The sequence below is a fragment of the Streptomyces sp. NPDC006512 genome (genome assembly GCF_040611935.1).
Lineage (GTDB): Bacteria > Actinomycetota > Actinomycetes > Streptomycetales > Streptomycetaceae > Streptomyces.
The window spans coordinates 45,018-60,168 of sequence record NZ_JBEXPG010000038.1; the positions used below are offsets into that span (position 1 = coordinate 45,018).

15 protein-coding genes, 1 pseudogene and 1 riboswitch are annotated in these 15,151 nt (G+C 74.3%); of the genes and pseudogenes, 6 read left to right on the forward strand and 10 right to left on the reverse strand.

The window, feature by feature from the left end; all coding sequences use genetic code 11:
- Positions 1-60: 60 nt before the first annotated feature.
- From ABZZ17_RS25315 to thiO, 5 genes are all read right to left on the reverse strand, one after another.
- Entirely contained in the window at positions 61-969 is a 909-nt protein-coding gene (locus ABZZ17_RS25315; RefSeq protein ID WP_356878779.1) for a deoxyribonuclease IV, read from the reverse strand.
- Positions 966-2,867: a Stk1 family PASTA domain-containing Ser/Thr kinase gene (gene pknB, locus ABZZ17_RS25320; RefSeq protein WP_356878781.1), complete on the reverse strand. Its 1,902-nt coding sequence runs from the start codon at positions 2,865-2,867 to the stop codon at positions 966-968. The genes ABZZ17_RS25315 and pknB overlap by 4 nt, the downstream gene beginning before the upstream one ends.
- 123 nt (positions 2,868-2,990) lie before the next feature.
- Complete coding sequence (locus ABZZ17_RS25325) at positions 2,991-3,797, reverse strand: thiazole synthase (RefSeq protein ID WP_356878783.1); 807 nt, start codon at positions 3,795-3,797, stop codon at positions 2,991-2,993.
- A 5-nt stretch (positions 3,798-3,802) separates the two neighbouring features.
- The gene (gene thiS / locus ABZZ17_RS25330) at positions 3,803-4,003 is read right to left on the reverse strand and encodes a sulfur carrier protein ThiS (protein WP_356878785.1); all 201 of its coding nucleotides are present in this window, start codon (positions 4,001-4,003) and stop codon (positions 3,803-3,805) included.
- Complete coding sequence (gene thiO / locus ABZZ17_RS25335) at positions 4,000-5,169, reverse strand: glycine oxidase ThiO (protein ID WP_356878787.1); 1,170 nt, start codon at positions 5,167-5,169, stop codon at positions 4,000-4,002. The genes thiS and thiO overlap by 4 nt, the downstream gene beginning before the upstream one ends.
- A riboswitch (TPP riboswitch) is annotated at positions 5,167-5,279 on the reverse strand. (Overlaps the previous gene by 3 nt.)
- 155 nt (positions 5,280-5,434) lie before the next feature.
- Here thiO and ABZZ17_RS25340 point away from each other — a divergent pair.
- The 5 genes from ABZZ17_RS25340 to ABZZ17_RS25360 all read left to right on the forward strand — a co-directional run bounded on the left by ABZZ17_RS25340 (position 5,435) and on the right by ABZZ17_RS25360 (position 9,709).
- Complete coding sequence (locus tag ABZZ17_RS25340) at positions 5,435-6,601, forward strand: FAD-dependent oxidoreductase (protein WP_356878855.1); 1,167 nt, start codon at positions 5,435-5,437, stop codon at positions 6,599-6,601.
- Between the two features lie 83 nt (positions 6,602-6,684).
- On the forward strand, positions 6,685-7,050 hold the full coding sequence (locus ABZZ17_RS25345) for an Rv2175c family DNA-binding protein (protein ID WP_356878789.1): 366 nt from the start codon (positions 6,685-6,687) through the stop codon (positions 7,048-7,050).
- A 79-nt stretch (positions 7,051-7,129) separates the two neighbouring features.
- A complete protein-coding gene (gene thiE, locus ABZZ17_RS25350) occupies positions 7,130-7,780 on the forward strand; it encodes a thiamine phosphate synthase (protein WP_356878791.1) in 651 nt (216 codons plus the stop codon).
- A gap of 86 nt (positions 7,781-7,866) precedes the next feature.
- Positions 7,867-8,781 carry a methylenetetrahydrofolate reductase [NAD(P)H] gene (gene metF / locus ABZZ17_RS25355; protein ID WP_356878793.1) on the forward strand — a complete coding sequence of 305 codons (915 nt, stop codon included), beginning with the start codon at positions 7,867-7,869 and terminating at the stop codon, positions 8,779-8,781.
- Between the two features lie 49 nt (positions 8,782-8,830).
- Complete coding sequence (locus tag ABZZ17_RS25360) at positions 8,831-9,709, forward strand: hypothetical protein (protein WP_356878795.1); 879 nt, start codon at positions 8,831-8,833, stop codon at positions 9,707-9,709.
- A gap of 16 nt (positions 9,710-9,725) precedes the next feature.
- On the opposite strand, the gene ABZZ17_RS25365 is transcribed toward ABZZ17_RS25360, so the two are convergent.
- From ABZZ17_RS25365 to ABZZ17_RS25385, 5 genes are all read right to left on the reverse strand, one after another.
- Positions 9,726-11,183, reverse strand: coding sequence for an NAD(P)/FAD-dependent oxidoreductase (locus ABZZ17_RS25365; protein ID WP_356878797.1), 1,458 nt, complete (start codon positions 11,181-11,183; stop codon positions 9,726-9,728).
- A 10-nt stretch (positions 11,184-11,193) separates the two neighbouring features.
- Positions 11,194-11,841 carry a DUF4126 domain-containing protein gene (locus ABZZ17_RS25370; RefSeq protein ID WP_356878799.1) on the reverse strand — a complete coding sequence of 216 codons (648 nt, stop codon included), beginning with the start codon at positions 11,839-11,841 and terminating at the stop codon, positions 11,194-11,196.
- Positions 11,842-11,953: 112 nt separating this feature from the next.
- Positions 11,954-12,355 carry a DUF3040 domain-containing protein gene (locus ABZZ17_RS25375; protein WP_356878801.1) on the reverse strand — a complete coding sequence of 134 codons (402 nt, stop codon included), beginning with the start codon at positions 12,353-12,355 and terminating at the stop codon, positions 11,954-11,956.
- Between the two features lie 281 nt (positions 12,356-12,636).
- Complete coding sequence (locus ABZZ17_RS25380; protein WP_356878803.1) at positions 12,637-13,395, reverse strand: methyltransferase; 759 nt, start codon at positions 13,393-13,395, stop codon at positions 12,637-12,639.
- Positions 13,396-13,471: 76 nt separating this feature from the next.
- Complete coding sequence (locus tag ABZZ17_RS25385) at positions 13,472-13,963, reverse strand: SAV_6107 family HEPN domain-containing protein (RefSeq protein WP_356878805.1); 492 nt, start codon at positions 13,961-13,963, stop codon at positions 13,472-13,474.
- Between the two features lie 202 nt (positions 13,964-14,165).
- On the opposite strand from ABZZ17_RS25385, the pseudogene ABZZ17_RS25390 reads away from it, so the two are divergent.
- Positions 14,166-14,852 (forward strand): annotated as a pseudogene (locus ABZZ17_RS25390) (ATP-binding cassette domain-containing protein); the annotation flags it as partial.
- Between the last annotated feature and the right edge of the window lie 299 nt (positions 14,853-15,151).

Sequence of the window (15,151 nt, forward strand, 5' to 3'; positions counted from 1 at the left end):
GTCCTGTCTCCGTGACAGAACCGTATACCCCCCTGGGGTATTCCTCAAGGAACTCGTGGATCAGTGCGGGCCGTCGCGCAGCTCCTTCAGCAGCGCCACGTCCGCCGCGTGGCCCTCCTTGCCGCCGGGCGTCTCGATGATCAGCGGCACACCGGCCGTCTCGGGGTGCGAGAACAGCTCGCCGAAGGCCTCCCGGCCGATGTGGCCCTGGCCGATGTTGGCGTGCCGGTCCTTGTGGGCGCCGACGCCCTCCTTGGAGTCGTTGGCGTGGATCAGCTTCAGCCGCCCCGGGCCCACCGCGTCGACCAGCAGGTCCAGCGTCTGCTTGGTGCCGCCGGGCTCCGCGAGGTCGTGGCCGGCCGCGAAGACGTGGCAGGTGTCCAGGCAGATGCCGAGCTTCGGGTGGTGGTCGAGCGCCTCGAAGTACGGTCCGAAGTCCCAGGTGCGCGAGCACAGCGAGGAGCCCTGCCCGGCCGTGGACTCCAGCAGCAGGAAGGGGTCGTCGTCATGGGTCAGCTCGTCCAGCAGCGGCAGCATGTACTCCCTGACCTGCGCGTACGCCGCCTCACGCGGGCGGCCCCCGGTGGCCGAGCCGGTGTGGACGACCACCCCGAGGGCGCCGATCTCCCGGCCGCGGCGCAGCGAGTGCCGCAGCGACTCCACCGACTTCTCCACGGTCGCCTCGGTGTGCGAGCCGAAGTTGATCAGGTACGGGGCGTGGACGTACGCGGGGACCGACCGCTCGGCGCACTGCGTACGGAACAGCTCGTCCTGCGCCGGGCTGCCGGTCGGCGTGGCCCAGCCGCGCGGATTGGCCACGAAGACCTGGACGGCCTCGGCGCCCATCTCGCGGGCGTACGGCAGACCGACCGAGGCGAGCCCGCCGGCGACGGGCACGTGCCCGCCCACGGGATTGCGCGCCACCGGGCTGTCGGTGTCCAGGCCGTCGGTGTCCGGGCCGGCGGTCACAGTCCCTTCGTCCTCACCGTGATGGTGCTGCCCTCGGGGGCGGCCTGGCCGCCGGCCACCGACTGGCTGTCCACCGTGTTGCCCAGGGGCAGGAACGGGCGGTCCACCTTCACCTTGAAGCCCAGGCCCTCCAGCGTCTTGCGGGCCGTGTCCGCGTCCTGACCGGTCACGTCCGGTACCTGGACCTGCCGGGGGCCCTTGGAGAGGGTCAGGGTGATCGTGTCACCGGCCGCCGCCTGGGTGCCGGAGACGATCGACTGGGCGGCGACCGTACCGGGGGCCGAGGGCGAGTTGACGTCCTCGGCGGCCGTCTTCACCGTGAGGCCCAGGCTCTCCAGCGCGGAGCGGGCCTGGTCGAGGGGCCGGCCGGCGACGTTCGGGACCTGGACGGGCCGTCCCTTGCTGACGACCAGCGCGACCGCCGTGTCGGGCGCCCGCTTCTGGCCGCCCGCCGGGTTCGTGCTGATCACCGAGCCCTGCGCGACGTCCTCGCTGAACGCCTGGGTGACGATTCCGGGCGCCAGGCCCGTCTTCGTCAGTTCGCCCTTGGCCTCCTCCAGCGGGCGGCCCTTCAGGTCGGGCACGCTGACCACCTCGGGGCCGCGCGAGATCGTGAGCGTCACCGCGCCGTTGCCGCGGATGCGCTTGCCGCCCGGCGGATCGGTGTTCATCACCGTCCCGCGGTCGAAGGCGTCGCTGAACTTGCGGTCGATCCCCTTCACGCCGAGACCGGCCGCCGACAGCTGGGACTTCGCCTGCTCCTCCGTCTTGCCGAGCAGGTTGGGGACCTTCGTGAACTGGCCCGAGCTGATGTACCAGACGCCCGTACCGAGGCCCAGGACCAGCAGCACCGCCGCGACGACCAGCAGCGGACCGCGCCGGGGCGCGCGCGGCGCCGCCCGGCGGGACGGCGCGGCGGGCGGCGGCGGGGACTCCAGCCGGGAGGTGAGGTGCACGGGCTGCGCCACCGGGCGGGGGACCACCCCGGTACGGTCCTCCGCCGCGCTGCGCACCTCGGCGCGCGCCTGCGGCGGTACGGCGTCCAGCTCGGCGTCGCTGAGCCCGGCGCGGGCCGCGCGGGCCAGACCGAGCAGCCCGGCGGCGTCCGTGGGGCGCAGCTCGGGGTTGCGGGCGGTGGCCTGCGCGACCAGCTCGTCGAGATCGGCCGGGAGCCCCGGGACGACGGCCGAGGGCGGCGGCACGTCCTCGTGGAGGTGCTGGTAGAGCACCTGGGCGGGGCTGGCGCCGTTGTGCGGCTTGCCGCCGGTGAGCATCTCGTAGAGGACGACGCCGCAGGCGTAGACGTCCACGCGGGTGTCGGCGACGCCGTTCTCGATCTGCTCGGGCGCCAGGTAGGAGACGGTGCCGAGGACGGAGCCGGTGGTGTTCGTCACGGAGTCCACGGAGCGGACCAGTCCGAAGTCGGCGACCTTCACGCGGCCGTCGTCCCCGATGAGGACGTTCTCGGGCTTCATGTCCCGGTGTACGAAACCGGCCCGGTGGGCGGCGCCGAGGGCGGCGAGGACCGGTTCGAGGATGTCGAGGGCGGCCCTCGGCTGGAGCGCGCCGCGCTCGCGGAGCACGTCGCGCAGGGTGCAGCCGGAGACGTACTCCATGGCGAGGTAGGTGTACGGGCCGTCCGTGCCCTGGTCGAACACCGCGACCACGTTGGGGTGGGCGAGCCGGGCCACGGACTTCGCCTCGCGGATGAAGCGGTCGACGAAGGCGCCGTCGGCGGCGAGCGCCGGGTGCATCACCTTCAGGGCGAGGACGCGGTCGAGGCGGGTGTCGACGGTCCGGTAGACCGTGGCCATGCCGCCGGCCGCGATGCGGGCGTCGATGCGGTAGCGGCCGTCGAGCACGCGCCCGACGAGGGGGTCATCCAGGGTCGTATCCACCCGGCGATTCTACGAGCGCCCGCCGCGGGCCCGACCGGGACGGGGGTGGTTGCAGCGCAGCTGTGACGCACGAGACGTTTTCCGCGCGCCGCCCGCACCGCCCGTCCCCGGCCGGGCCGGGCGTCAGGAGGGGGCCGTGAAGGCCGGGCGTTCCGGGTCGAGGGCGGCCCGGCCTTCGACGGGGGAGGAGGCCTCGGCGAAGCGGCGCTGGGGGATGCGGCCCGCGCGGTGGGCGAGGCGTCCCGCCGAGACGGCGTCCCGCATGGCGGCCGCCATCAGCACCGGCTCCTGGGCCCGGGTCACGGCGGAGGCGAGCATCACTCCCGCGCAGCCCAGCTCCATCGCCAGCGCGGCGTCCGACGCCGTCCCGGCCCCGGCGTCCAGGATGACGGGGACCCCGGCCCGCTCCACGATCAGCTCGAAGTTGTGCGGGTTGCGGATCCCCATGCCCGAACCGATCGGGGACCCGAGCGGCATGATCGCCGCGCAGCCCACGTCCTCCAGCTTCCGGGCCAGCACCGGGTCGTCGTTGGTGTACGGGAGCACGGTGAAGCCCTCGTCCACCAGGACCTCGGCGGCGTCCAGCAGCTCGACGCCGTCGGGCAGCAGGGTCCGCTCGTCCGCGACGACCTCCAGCTTGATCCAGTCCGTGCCCAGGGCCTCCCGCGCCAGCCGGGCCGTGAGCACGGCCTCGCCGGCCGTGAAGCAGCCCGCCGTGTTGGGCAGGACGGCGATGCCCAGCTTCGTCAGCACCGACAGCACCGAACCCTGCACCGTCGGGTCCAGGCGGCGCATCGCCACCGTCGTCAGTTCCGTCCCGGAGGCGACCAGGGAGCGTTCCAGGACGTCCAGGCTCGGGGCCCCGCCCGTGCCCATGATCAGGCGGGAGGAGAAGGTCCGGCCGCCGAGGGCGAAGAGGTCGTCCGCCATCGCCGTCAGCCCCCCTGCACCGCGGTGAGGACCTCGACCCGGTCGCCGTCGTCCACCGGGGTGTGCGGCCAGCGTCCGCGCGGGACGACCGTCTCGTTGAGTGCGGCGGCCACGCCGGAGGGGGCGGCGGTCAGCGTGGCCACCACCACGTCCAGGGTGGTGCCGTCCGCGATCTCGCGGGGTTCGCCGTTGACGGAGATGGTCATGCGTAGGACTCCTGACGCGTGGTGGAGAAGCGGCGGGGGGTGAAGGGGCGGGCGACCTCCGGAACGACTCCGGTCGCCAGCAGCTCCGCCATCACGTCCCCGGTGAGCGGGGTCAGCAGGACCCCGTTGCGGTAGTGGCCGGTGGCCAGGTGCAGGCCCGGCAGGTCGGTCGGGCCGAGCAGCGGCGCGTTGTCCGGGGAGCCGGGGCGCAGCCCCGCCCGGGTCTCGACCAGCGGCAGTTCGGTGATGCCGGGCACCAGCTCGTGGGCGTCGCGCAGCAGCTCGTAGACCCCGCCCGCGGTGACCGTGGTGTCCCAGCCGAGTTCCTCGCTGGTGGCGCCGAGGACGAGCTCCCCGTTCTCGCGCGGGACCAGGTAGACGTGGCTGCCGCGCACCACGGCCCGTACGGTCCGCGACAGGAACGGCGCGTACGCGGCCGGCACCGAAAGCCGCAGCACCTGCCCCTTCACCGGCCGCACCGGCACCGCCACCTCCGGCGGGACCCCGGCCAGCCGGCCGCTCAGCGAGCCCGCAGCCAGCACCACCTGGTCGGCGCGCAGCTCCGTACCGTCCTCGAGGACGGCGCCCGCGGCCCGGTCCCCGGTGGTGACCAGCCGGGCGGCGCGCTCGCGGTGGACGCTCACCCCGGACCGCTCGCAGGCGGCCAGCAGCGCCGCCGCGAGCCGGCGCGGATCCACCTGGTGGTCCCCGTCGACGCGCAGCCCGCCGCGTACCCCGGGCGCCAGCATGGGCTCCAGGCGGCGGCACTCGCGGCCGGTGAGCCACTCGGACTCCAGCCCGCAGCGGCGCTGGAGGGCGTGCAGCTCGCGCAGGTGGAGGCGGTCGTCGGCGTCGAGGGCGACGGCGAGGGTGCCGCAGGCCCGGTAGCCGATGTCCATGCCGCCGGCGGCCGCGGAGAGCTCGGCGGCGAAGTCGGGGTAGCGGGCGGCGGAGGCCACGTTGAGCCCGAGCAGGGTCTCCTCGCCGTAGTGCAGCTCCGTGACGGCGGCCAGCATGCCCGCCGCGACCCGGGCCGCGCCGCCGCCCGGGTCCGGGTCGGCCAGGACGACGCCCAGGCCGCGCCGGGCCGCCCGCCAGGCCGTGACCAGGCCGATGATCCCGCCCCCGATGACGAGGACGTCGGATCCCTTTCGAGATGAGTGCATGGGCGTCCAGCCCCTCCCTTCGCCGGCATGACCCGGATCAGGTTCGTACGGTCGGAGGCCGGCCAGCCTCCCTCTCAGCCCGGTGCGCCCGGACTCCCGCGATAGGTACGGTGGCCAGACTAACCCCGCGTCCGGTGGCGGGTAAGGCTGCCTCCCCAGGCGTCCGCACCCGCTATTCCTGACGGATCGTCAGGGAACTAGGCTGGGCCGCGTGAGCGAGCAGACGCAACAGACGAACCCCGGTGTCGTGATCGTCGGCGCCGGAATGGCCGGGGTGCAGACCGCGGTGGCCCTGCGCGAACAGGGCTTCACCGGCCCCGTGACCCTGCTGGGCGCCGAACCCCACCAGCCCTACGACCGGCCCCCGCTGTCCAAGGCGGTGCTGCTCGGCAAGGCCGAGGACTCCGCGTTCGACGTCGACTTCGAGGGCCTCGGCATCACGCTGCGGCTCGGCACCGAGGTCACCGGGCTCCGGGCCGCCGACCGCGAACTGGACACCGAGGCCGGACCCGTCCCGTACGAGGACCTCGTCCTGGCCACCGGCGCCCGCCCGCTGACCCTGCCCGGCTCCGACGGCGTCCCCGGCGTGCACCTGCTGCGCACCCTCGACGACGCCGCCCGGCTGCGGCCCGTCCTGGCGGCCGCCCCCGCCACCGTCGTCGTCGGAGCCGGCTGGATCGGAGCCGAGTTCGCCACCGCCGCCCGCGGGGCCGGCTGCGCCGTGACCGTCGTCGAGGCGGCCGACCGGGTCCTGGCGGGCGCCCTCCCCGCGGAGGTCACCGCCCCGATGGCCCGCTGGTACGCCGAGGCCGGCGCCGAACTGCTCACCGGCGCGAAGGTGGCCGGGATCGGGGAGGGCCGGGTCCTGCTGGCGGACGGCCGGGAGCTGGAGGCGGGCGCCGTGGTCGTCGGCATCGGCGCCCGCCCCGCGACGGACTGGCTGGCCGGGACCGGGATCGAGCGCGGCGCCGACGGTTCCGTCACCGCGGACGCGTACCTGCGGACCACCCTGCCCCGGGTGTACGCCGTCGGCGACTGCTCCTCCTTCCCCTCGGCCCGCTACGGGACGCGGCTGCTGGTCCACCACTGGGACAACGCCCTCCAGGGGCCGCGGGCCGTCGCCGCGAACATCCTGGCGGGCGGGCCGGTGCGGGCCTACGACCCCGTCCCGTACTTCTGGTCGGAGCAGTTCGGCCGCTTCGTCCAGTACGCCGGGCACCACGGCGGGGCCGACACCCTGCTGTGGCGCGGCGACCCCGCCGACGCCGCCTGGTCGGTGTGCTGGCTCCGGGACGGGGCCCTCGTCGCCGTCCTGGCGGTCGGCCGCCCGAGGGACATCGCGCAGGGCCGCAAACTGATCGAGTCGGCCACCCCGGTGGACCCGGCCCGCGTCGCGGACCCCGCGACCCCCCTCAAGTCCGCCACGGCCTGATCCCGGGCGGCCGGACCCGGCCCCGACCACGGACGGACGGGGCCAGGTACCGGCGGGCAGTGCGAGATGGCAGGCTTGTGTCCGTGACCGAGATTGACGCAAAGATCGATGCCCTAGTCCCCTCCTGGCTGCACCTCCCCGACATCGCGGAGATGCTCGACGTCGAGGTGACCCGGGTCCGCCAGATGGTCAAGGAAGGGCAGCTGATCGCCGTACGCCGGGGCGAGCGGCGCACCCTGCAGGTTCCGGCCCAGTTCATCGACGGCGACAAGGTCGTCAAGGGCCTCGTGGGCCTGCTGACCGTGCTGCGCGACGACCGCTTCTCCGAGGAGGAGATCCTGGAGTGGCTCTTCACCGAGGATCCGACCCTGCCCGGCACCCCCGTGCAGGCGCTGCGCGAGAATCGCGGCACGGAGGTGAAGCGCCGCGCTCAGGCGCTCGCCCTCTGATGAGCTGATCCACAGGTGTACGGCCCGGCCGGTCCCGCCGGCCGGCCCGCACGCCGCCACCACCACGGGGGGTACTCCCATGCAGCAGCTGTCCGACGCCCGGCTCTACCTGTGCACGGACGCCCGAAAGCGGCAGGGAGACCTCCCCGAGTTCCTGGACGCCGTCCTGGCCGGGGGCGTGGACATCGTCCAGCTCCGGGACAAGGGCATGGAAGCCGGCGAGGAACTGGAGCACCTGCGGGTCTTCGCCGAGGCCGCCCGCCGCCACGGCAAGCTCCTCGCCGTCAACGACCGCGCCGACGTCGCGCACGCCATCGGCTCCGACGTCCTGCACCTCGGCCAGGGCGACATCCCCGTCCCGGCCGCCCGCGCCATCCTCGGCGCCGGCGTCCTCATCGGCCGGTCCTGCCACTCGGAGGCCGAGGTGGACGCGGCCGCCGCCGAACCCGGCGTCGACTACTTCTGCACCGGCCCCTGCTGGCCCACCCCCACCAAGCCCGGCCGCCACGCCCCCGGCCTCGGACTCGTCCGCCACGCCGCCTCCCTGCGCCAGGACCGCCCCTGGTTCGCCATCGGGGGCATCGACGCGGCCAACCTGGACGAGGTCCTGGACGCCGGAGCCACCCGCGTCGTCGTCGTCCGGGCCATCACCGAGGCCTCCGACCCCGGCGCCGCCGCGGCCGACCTGGCCAAGCGCGTCCGCGCCCGCGCCGAAGCCGTCACCGGCTGACGCGCCGGGCCGCGAGGGTGTCCAAAAACGTGTCCAAAGGGTGGACGCCGCTTCGGTGTCCGCCGAGCCGCGTCTAACCTGCCCGTATGGCCCTTGGTACCGCTTCCACCTGGTCGGACCGTGCACACACGGTCCGCGACCTCCTCGCGTCCGGGCGCTCGTACTCCTTCGAGTTCTGGGCCCCCAAGACGGAGAAGGGCGAGCGCAACCTCTGGAACGCGCTCCGCCGGATCGAGGGCGTCTCCCCGAGCTTCGTCTCGGTGACCTACGGGGCCGGTGGCTCCACCCGCGGCGGCACCGTGCGCGCCACCGAGCAGATCGCCGCCGACACCACCTTGACCCCGGTCGCGCACCTCACCGCCGTCGACCACTCGGTCGCCGAGTTGCGCCACGTCATCGGCCAGTTCGCGGACGCCGGCATCCGCAACATGCTCGCCGTGCGGGGGGACCCGCCGGGTGACCCGATGGGCCCGTGGGTCAAGCACCCCGAGGGCGTGGAGTACGCCGCCGACCTCGTGCGCCTGCTCAAGGAGTCCGGCGACTTCTGCGTCGGCGTCGCGGCCTTCCCCGAGATGCACCCGCGCTCGGAGGACTGGGACACGGACATCCGGCACTTCGTGGACAAGTGCCGCGCGGGCGCGGACTACGCGATCACGCAGATGTTCTTCGATCCGGAGAATTATCTGCGGCTGCGCGACAGCGTCGCGAAGTCGGGCTGCGAGACCCCGATCATCCCCGAGGTCATGCCTGTTGTGAGCATCAAGCAGCTCGACCGGCTGCCGCAACTGAGCACCGCGGTCTTCCCCGCGGCCGTGAAAGAGCGCATGCTCGCGGTCAAGGACGATCCGGCCGCTGTACGCTCCATTGGCATCGAGTTCGCCACGGAGTTCTGCGCGCGGCTGCTGTCCGAGGGCGTACCCGGACTGCACTTCATCACGCTGAACAATTCGACGGCGACCCTCGAGATCTACGAGAACCTGGGCCTGCACCAGCGGGCCTGACCGGCCGTCCCCGTGCCCGTGCGGGCGGCCGTACCGAGAGGGGCCACGCGTGGGAATGACGGTCCTCTACATCGCGTTCGGTGTCGTCGCGTTGTGGCTGCTTGCCGAGGTCCTGATGCAGTACAAGGCCCGGCTGCGCTGGCGCCTGCTCGCCTTCACCGGCTTCGTCGGTGTGGTCGCGGGGGTGGTGCTGCCCTCGGTGCTCGTGATCGCCGCCGGCGCGACCGCCTTCGCCGTCGGCCAGACCCTGGTGACGCTCTCCTTCCGCAAGGGCTTCGTCGCCGGCTGGGCGCTGCGCCGGGGCGGGGAGCCCGTACGGCAGGAGCGGAGCCGTCGCCGCCGCGGCGGCGAACCGCGCCCGGACGCCGGCCTGGAGGTGACGGCCCTGGAGTACGGCTCCGAGGGCCGGGACACGGCCGCCGACGAGGGCCGCGACGCCGGCTCCACGCAGGTCTTCACCCCGGAGCCGGTCCCCGAGGACACCGGCTCGTACGGAATACAGAGCTTCTCCGCCCGGCAGGGCGACGGCCAGGCCCCCTACGCCGCGCCCGAGCAGGACGCCCACCAGTACGCGGCCTACTACGACCAGCAGCAGGGCCAGCCGGGCTACGACTACTCCGGCGGCTACCCGGCCGGCGACCAGCAGGTCTACGCCGCCTACTCGGACCCGTACATCGGCACCGGCGGCGCCGTCGCCCCGCCGCCGCCCTACGACTACTCGGGCTACGCCCAGTACGCCGACCCCGGCCAGCAGTACTCCACGGACACCCCGCCCGGCGGGGTCTGGGTCCCGCAGCAGCGCGCCAACGACGCGCAGCCCCCGTACCAGGACGGCCAGGGCCAGCAGCCCCAGCAGGGATACCCGTACCAGGGCAACAACCAGGGCAACGGCAACGGCACCGGCGAGTACGAGCAGTACCGCTACTGACGCGGACCGCCGGGGGTCACTGCGAGCCCCGGAACTCCGCCCCCTCCACGATCAGCCCGGCCACCAGGGCCCCGGTCATCCCGGCGTGCGCGAGCCCGCCGCCCGGGTGGGCCCAGCCGCCCGCGAGGTACAGCCCGGGCAGCGCCGCCGTGTTCGCCGGGTACAGCAGCCGGCCGTCGGCCCCGGCGAGGGCGGGCGGGGGCACGGAGCCGTCGAGGGCGCCGGTCGCGGCCTCCACGTCCGCCGGGGTGCGCACCTCATGCCACAGCAGCCTCTCCCGCAGCCCCGGTACCGCCCGCTCGGCGAGTCCGAGCAGCTCCTGCACCCCGGGCACGCCCTCGGGCGCCCTCGGGTCGCAGACGGCGCTCACGGTGACGGCCTCGTGGTCCGCGTCGGGCCGGGTCGCCGGGTCGTCGGGGCGCAGTACGGTGACCGGCCCGGTGCCGGCTCCGGGCCGGTGCGCGGGGTCGCGGTGGACCAGGGTGCGGTGCACGGCGTCGGCCGGGCGGGCCCCGCGCAGGGCGAGCATCAGGGTGACCCGGCTGGGCACCCCCGCCCCGCGGGCCGGAACCCCGCCGGGGGCCGGGGCGAGGATGCCGGGCGGCAGCCGCCTCGGGTCGATGCCGCAGACGACGAGGTCGGCGGCCACCTCGGTGCCGTCGTCGAGGACCAGCCCGGCGGCCCGGCCGTCCCGCCGCAGGACGTCCCGTACGCCGGAGCCGAAGGCGAACTCCACCTTCCGTTCCAGGCAGCGCTCGTGGACGGCGGTGGCCAGGGCGCGCAGGCCGCCCCGGACGTACCAGCTGCCGAAGGTCTGCTCCATGTAGGGCAGCGCCGCGGCCGAGGCGGGAGCGGTGTCCGGATCGATGCCGTACGTACGGACCCGGCCGGTCAGCAGTTCGCCGAGCCCACCGCCCAGCTCGCGCCCGGCCACCTCGGCCAGGGTCGGCGGGCGGCGGCGCAGCAGCCCGCTCCCGCGCAGCGCGGGGTAGGGGTCGCGGCCCAGTACCTGCCAGTCGGGGCGCAGCGGCTCCTCCAGCAGGGGCCGGCGGGTGGCGTCCCAGGTGTCGCGGGCGCGGCCCAGCACGGCGTTCCAGCGGTCGCCCGCGCCCGGGCCGAAGGCCTCGTCGAGGGCGGCGGCGACCCCGCCGCGCGAGTTGCCGGGGAGGGTGACGGTGGTGGCGGCGGGGCCGTCGCCGAGGACGTGCCGGACGGCCGGGTCCAGCTGGACCAGGTCGACGTGGTCCTCCAGGGGCCGCTTGCCGGTCTTGACGAACAGGTCCCGGTAGACGGCGGGCAGGTGGAGCAGTCCGGGGCCGGTGTCGAAGGCGAAGCCGTCGCGCCTGAGGCGGCCGACGGAGCCGCCGTAGTCCGGTCCGCGTTCGTGGACCGCCACCTGGTGTCCCGCCACGGCCAGCCGGGCCGCCGTCGCCATCGCGCCCATGCCGGCGCCGATCACCGCAATTCGTGCCATGGGGCTGAGCCTATCGAGGGAGGTCAGGGGGCCAGTCCGGTGGTGTCCCGGTGGCGGCGCGGACTTCGGCGCCGAGCCGTTTCTCCTCGCGGCGCTGGGCGCGCCGGCGCAGGAAGCGCCGGATCCGGGTCCACAGGTAGAACAGCATGGCCAGGCCGGCGAGCAGCAGGACGGCCGCGATGACGGCGGCGGCCTGGGGGTTGAACATGGCGAAGGTGACGATGCCGGCCACGCCGAGGTCCTCGGCGGTGCTCATCACGATGTTGCTGACGGGCTCGGGCGAGGTGTTGATGGCCATCCGGGTGCCGGCCTTGACGAAGTGGCTGGCCAGGGCGGTGGTACCGCCGACCGCGCCGGCGGCGATGTCGGACAGCGAGCCGCTCTGCCCGGCCAGGAGGGCGCCGACCACCGCGCCGGCGAGCGGCCGGATCACGGTGTGGACGGAGTCCCACAGGGAGTCCACGTAGGGGATCTTGTCGGCGACGGCCTCGCACAGGAACAGGACGGCCGCGGCGATCAGGACGTCGGTGCGCTGGAGCGAGGCGGGTACGTCGTCGCTCAGTCCGGTCGCGCCGAAGACGCCGAGCAGGAGGATCACGGCGTACGCGTTGATCCCGCTGGCCCAGCCGCTGGTGAAGACCAGGGGGAGCACACTCACCCGGTCATCATGCCGCAGGGCGGGTGGTCCGGCAGGCGGAACCGGTGGGGTACGGCCGAGGGGACGGCCGCTGTCGGGCGGCCGTCCCCTCGGTCATGAGGTCTTCGTGGGGCTACTGCCCCTGTTCGTCACGGCGGCGCTGCCACCGTTCCTCGATCCGGGTCATCATCGACCGACGCTGTCGGCTGCGGCCGCGGGCCGAGCCGTCTGCACTTCCGGAGACGGGCTGCTCGCCGGGCTTGGGTGCCTTGCGCCAACCGGTGACCACGAGGACCGTACATCCCAGCATGACGAGGAAACCCACCACGCTGATCCAGAGCACGTTCGGCACGATCACACCGGTCATGAGGAGCGCGATACCCACCACAATGCCTGCGACTGCCTGGTAGACCCGTCGCCGGGTGTACGTGCGCAGTCCACTGCCCTCAAGCGCTGTCGCGAACTTGGGGTCTTCGGCGTACAGCGCTCGCTCCATCTGCTCGAGCATTCGCTGCTCGTGCTCCGAGAGCGGCACGGGAGTCCTCCTCATCCGTCGGTCGCGGGGGGTAGCGACCAGGGGTCCCCTTCAGGATAGGCGGGGAATCGCCCCCGTGATACCCGCCCTCTACGCCACATTCTGCAAATCCACCGTGCCAAGGAAGCACTGCGTCAAACGGTACCGTCGCCAGCGCGGTCACTGAGGCGCTTATTCCCCAATGAGCAGTCCGCCATGCCGACCGGTGCTTCCGATCATACGGGGAGCGGCGCCGGATGGGAGGGTGTGCGGGCAGAAGCCCGCCCGCGCATGCCCGCAGATCAGGCGGGCTTCTCGCCCAGGACGTGCAGTTGCGTGGCGACCGCGTGGAAGGCGGGCAGCTCGGCGGCGGCCTCCTCCAGACGCAGCAGTGCCTCCACCGCGCCGGGTTCGGTGTCCACCAGGACCCCGGGAACCAGGTCGGCGAAGATCCGTACGCCGTGCACCGCGCCGACCGAGAGGCCGGCTCCGCCGACCAGCTCACCGAGCTGTTCGGCGGTGAAGCGGCGCGGCACCGGGTCGCCGGCGCCCCAGCGCCCGGCCGGGTCGGTGAGCGCGGTCCGGGCCTCGGTGAAGTGCCCGGCCAGGGCCCGCGCGAGCACGGCCCCGCCGACGCCGGCGCCGAGGAGGCTGAGGACGCCGCCGGGGCGCAGCGCGGCGACCGCGTTGGCCACGCCCTCGGCCGGGTCGTCCACGTACTCCAGCACGCCGTGGCAGAGGACGACGTCGTACGCATTCCGCTCGACGACGTCGAGGAGGCCCTGGGCGTCGCCCTGGACCCCGCGCACCAGGTCGGCGACACCGGCCTCGGCGACGCGGCGCTCCAGCCCGAACAGCGCGTTCGGGCTGGGGTCCACCACGGTCACCCGGTGGCCCAGGTGGGCCACCGGCACGGCGAACTTGCCGGTGCCGCCGCCGGTGTCCAGTACGTCCAGCACATCCCGCCCGGTCGCCTTCACCCGGCGGTCGAGGGCCTCCTTGAGGACCTCCCACACCACGGCGGTGCGGAGGGAGGCGCGGGGGCGGGAATTGTCCGACACGGCTGATGACTCCTCGGCGCGTATGGGTGGGGGAGCGGTGCGCACCCCACCCTATTGCCTCGGACAGCCGGGCAGGTCATCCCGCCTCCGGACGCTCCGACCCCGGTGTCCTCGGCTGCGGCAGGGGCTGCACCACGGGCTGCAGCGCGAGCATCCGCTCGACCAGCCGCAGGAACATGCCCGCCTCCCGCACCAGGTCGTCCGCCTGACGGCCCGTCGCCGCGTCCCGTATCCCCGCCTCGGCCCGCGCCCGGCGTGCCGCGCCCGAGGCGAACAGGGCGCTCCACTCCGTCAGCTCCGGTGCTATCTCCGGCAGTACCTCCCACGCGCTGCGGATCCGGGGCCTGCGCCGCGGGTGCACCGGCTCGGGCCGCCCGCGCGCGGCGAGCACGGCCGCGGCGGCGCGCAGGGCCGCGAGGTGGGCCGTGGCGTACCGCTCGTTGGGCCGGGGCAGCTGGGCCGCCTCGGCCAGGCCGCTGTGGGCCTTGGCGAGCAGGTCCAGGGCGGCCGGTGGTGCGGCCGACCTGCGCGGGACGGGGTGGACAGGGGACGGGGACGGTGTGGCCATGACGAACCTCCTGTCGTTGCGTGGTGCTCGGCGGTGTTGCGGGTACACGGGCGGTGTGCTCGTGCGTCTCCATCGTGACGGGCGCCACTGACAATCGTCTTGACCTGCTCTTTTCCCCACAAAGCCCCCCTCATGTACGGCCTTTGGGCCCGCACCTGATAGTTTTTGAACTGACCGGTCAGTTCAATAGAAGGGGGACGGCGTGGACAGCCCGCACGGCGCGGCCGTCAAGGCCGAGGGCTTCGGACTCAAGGGCCCGCGCGGCTGGGCCTTCCGGGGCGTCGGGATCGACGCGGCGCCCGGCTCGCTCATCGCGGTCGAAGGGCCTTCCGGCAGCGGACGGACCTGTCTGCTCCTCGCCCTCACGGGGCGGATGAAGGCCACCGAGGGCCACGCCGAGATCGGCCGCCACCGGCTGCCGAAGAAGATGGCGGCGGTCCGCCGGATCTGCGCCCTCGGCCCGGTCCCCGGGGTCAACGACCTCGACCAGGCGCTCACCGTCGCCGAGCAGCTCCGCGAGGGGGCCCTCCTCCAGCGGCACTACACCGGCCCCGTACGGGCCCTGCTGCGCCCGCGCGGGGAGCGCCGTGCCAGTGTGGCGTCCCGGATCGAGGCGGCCCTGACCGCCACCGGACTGGACCTGGACACCCTGCCGAAGGGGCCGCGCACCTCCGTGCGCGAACTGGAACGGCTGGAGGCCGTACGGCTGTCCGTGGCGATCGCCCTGCTGGGCAGTCCCCGCCTGCTGGCCCTCGACGACCTGGACCTCAAGCTCTCGGACGCCGAGCGCACCGAGGTCTGGGCCCTGCTGCGGTCCATCGCCGACCGGGGGACCACCGTCCTCGCGGTGTGCAGCGAGGCCCCCGAGGGCGTCACGGTCCTGCGCACGGTCGCGGAGACCCCCGCCGAGACCCCCGCGAAGTCCGCGAAGCCGGGCAGCTCCGCGAAGCCGGGCAAGTCCGCGAAGCCCGCCGCCGGCGGCGCCGGTCCGAAGATCACCTGGGGCCTCTCCGGCGACCCCGCGTCCGACCGGGACGCGGCGGCCGACGGGAAGCCGGCCCCGGACAACGACACGGACGGCACCCCGGCACGCACGGCGGACAAGACCCCGGCCAAGGCCAAGACCCCGGCCGAGACCTCGGCCCCGGCCAAGGCCAAGGCCAAGGCCGAGACCCCGGCCGAGACCCC

Coding starts and splice junctions, on each gene's coding strand:
- thiE (WP_356878791.1), top strand. CDS start 7,130: ATGCAGCAGCTGTCCGACGCCCGGCTCTACCTGTGCACGGACGCCCGA.
- metF (WP_356878793.1), top strand. CDS start 7,867: ATGGCCCTTGGTACCGCTTCCACCTGGTCGGACCGTGCACACACGGTC.
- ABZZ17_RS25325 (WP_356878783.1), bottom strand. CDS start 3,797: ATGGCGGACGACCTCTTCGCCCTCGGCGGCCGGACCTTCTCCTCCCGC.
- ABZZ17_RS25340 (WP_356878855.1), top strand. CDS start 5,435: ATGGCCGGGGTGCAGACCGCGGTGGCCCTGCGCGAACAGGGCTTCACC.
- thiS (WP_356878785.1), bottom strand. CDS start 4,003: ATGACCATCTCCGTCAACGGCGAACCCCGCGAGATCGCGGACGGCACC.
- ABZZ17_RS25385 (WP_356878805.1), bottom strand. CDS start 13,963: ATGGCCACACCGTCCCCGTCCCCTGTCCACCCCGTCCCGCGCAGGTCG.
- thiO (WP_356878787.1), bottom strand. CDS start 5,169: ATGCACTCATCTCGAAAGGGATCCGACGTCCTCGTCATCGGGGGCGGG.
- ABZZ17_RS25365 (WP_356878797.1), bottom strand. CDS start 11,183: ATGGCACGAATTGCGGTGATCGGCGCCGGCATGGGCGCGATGGCGACG.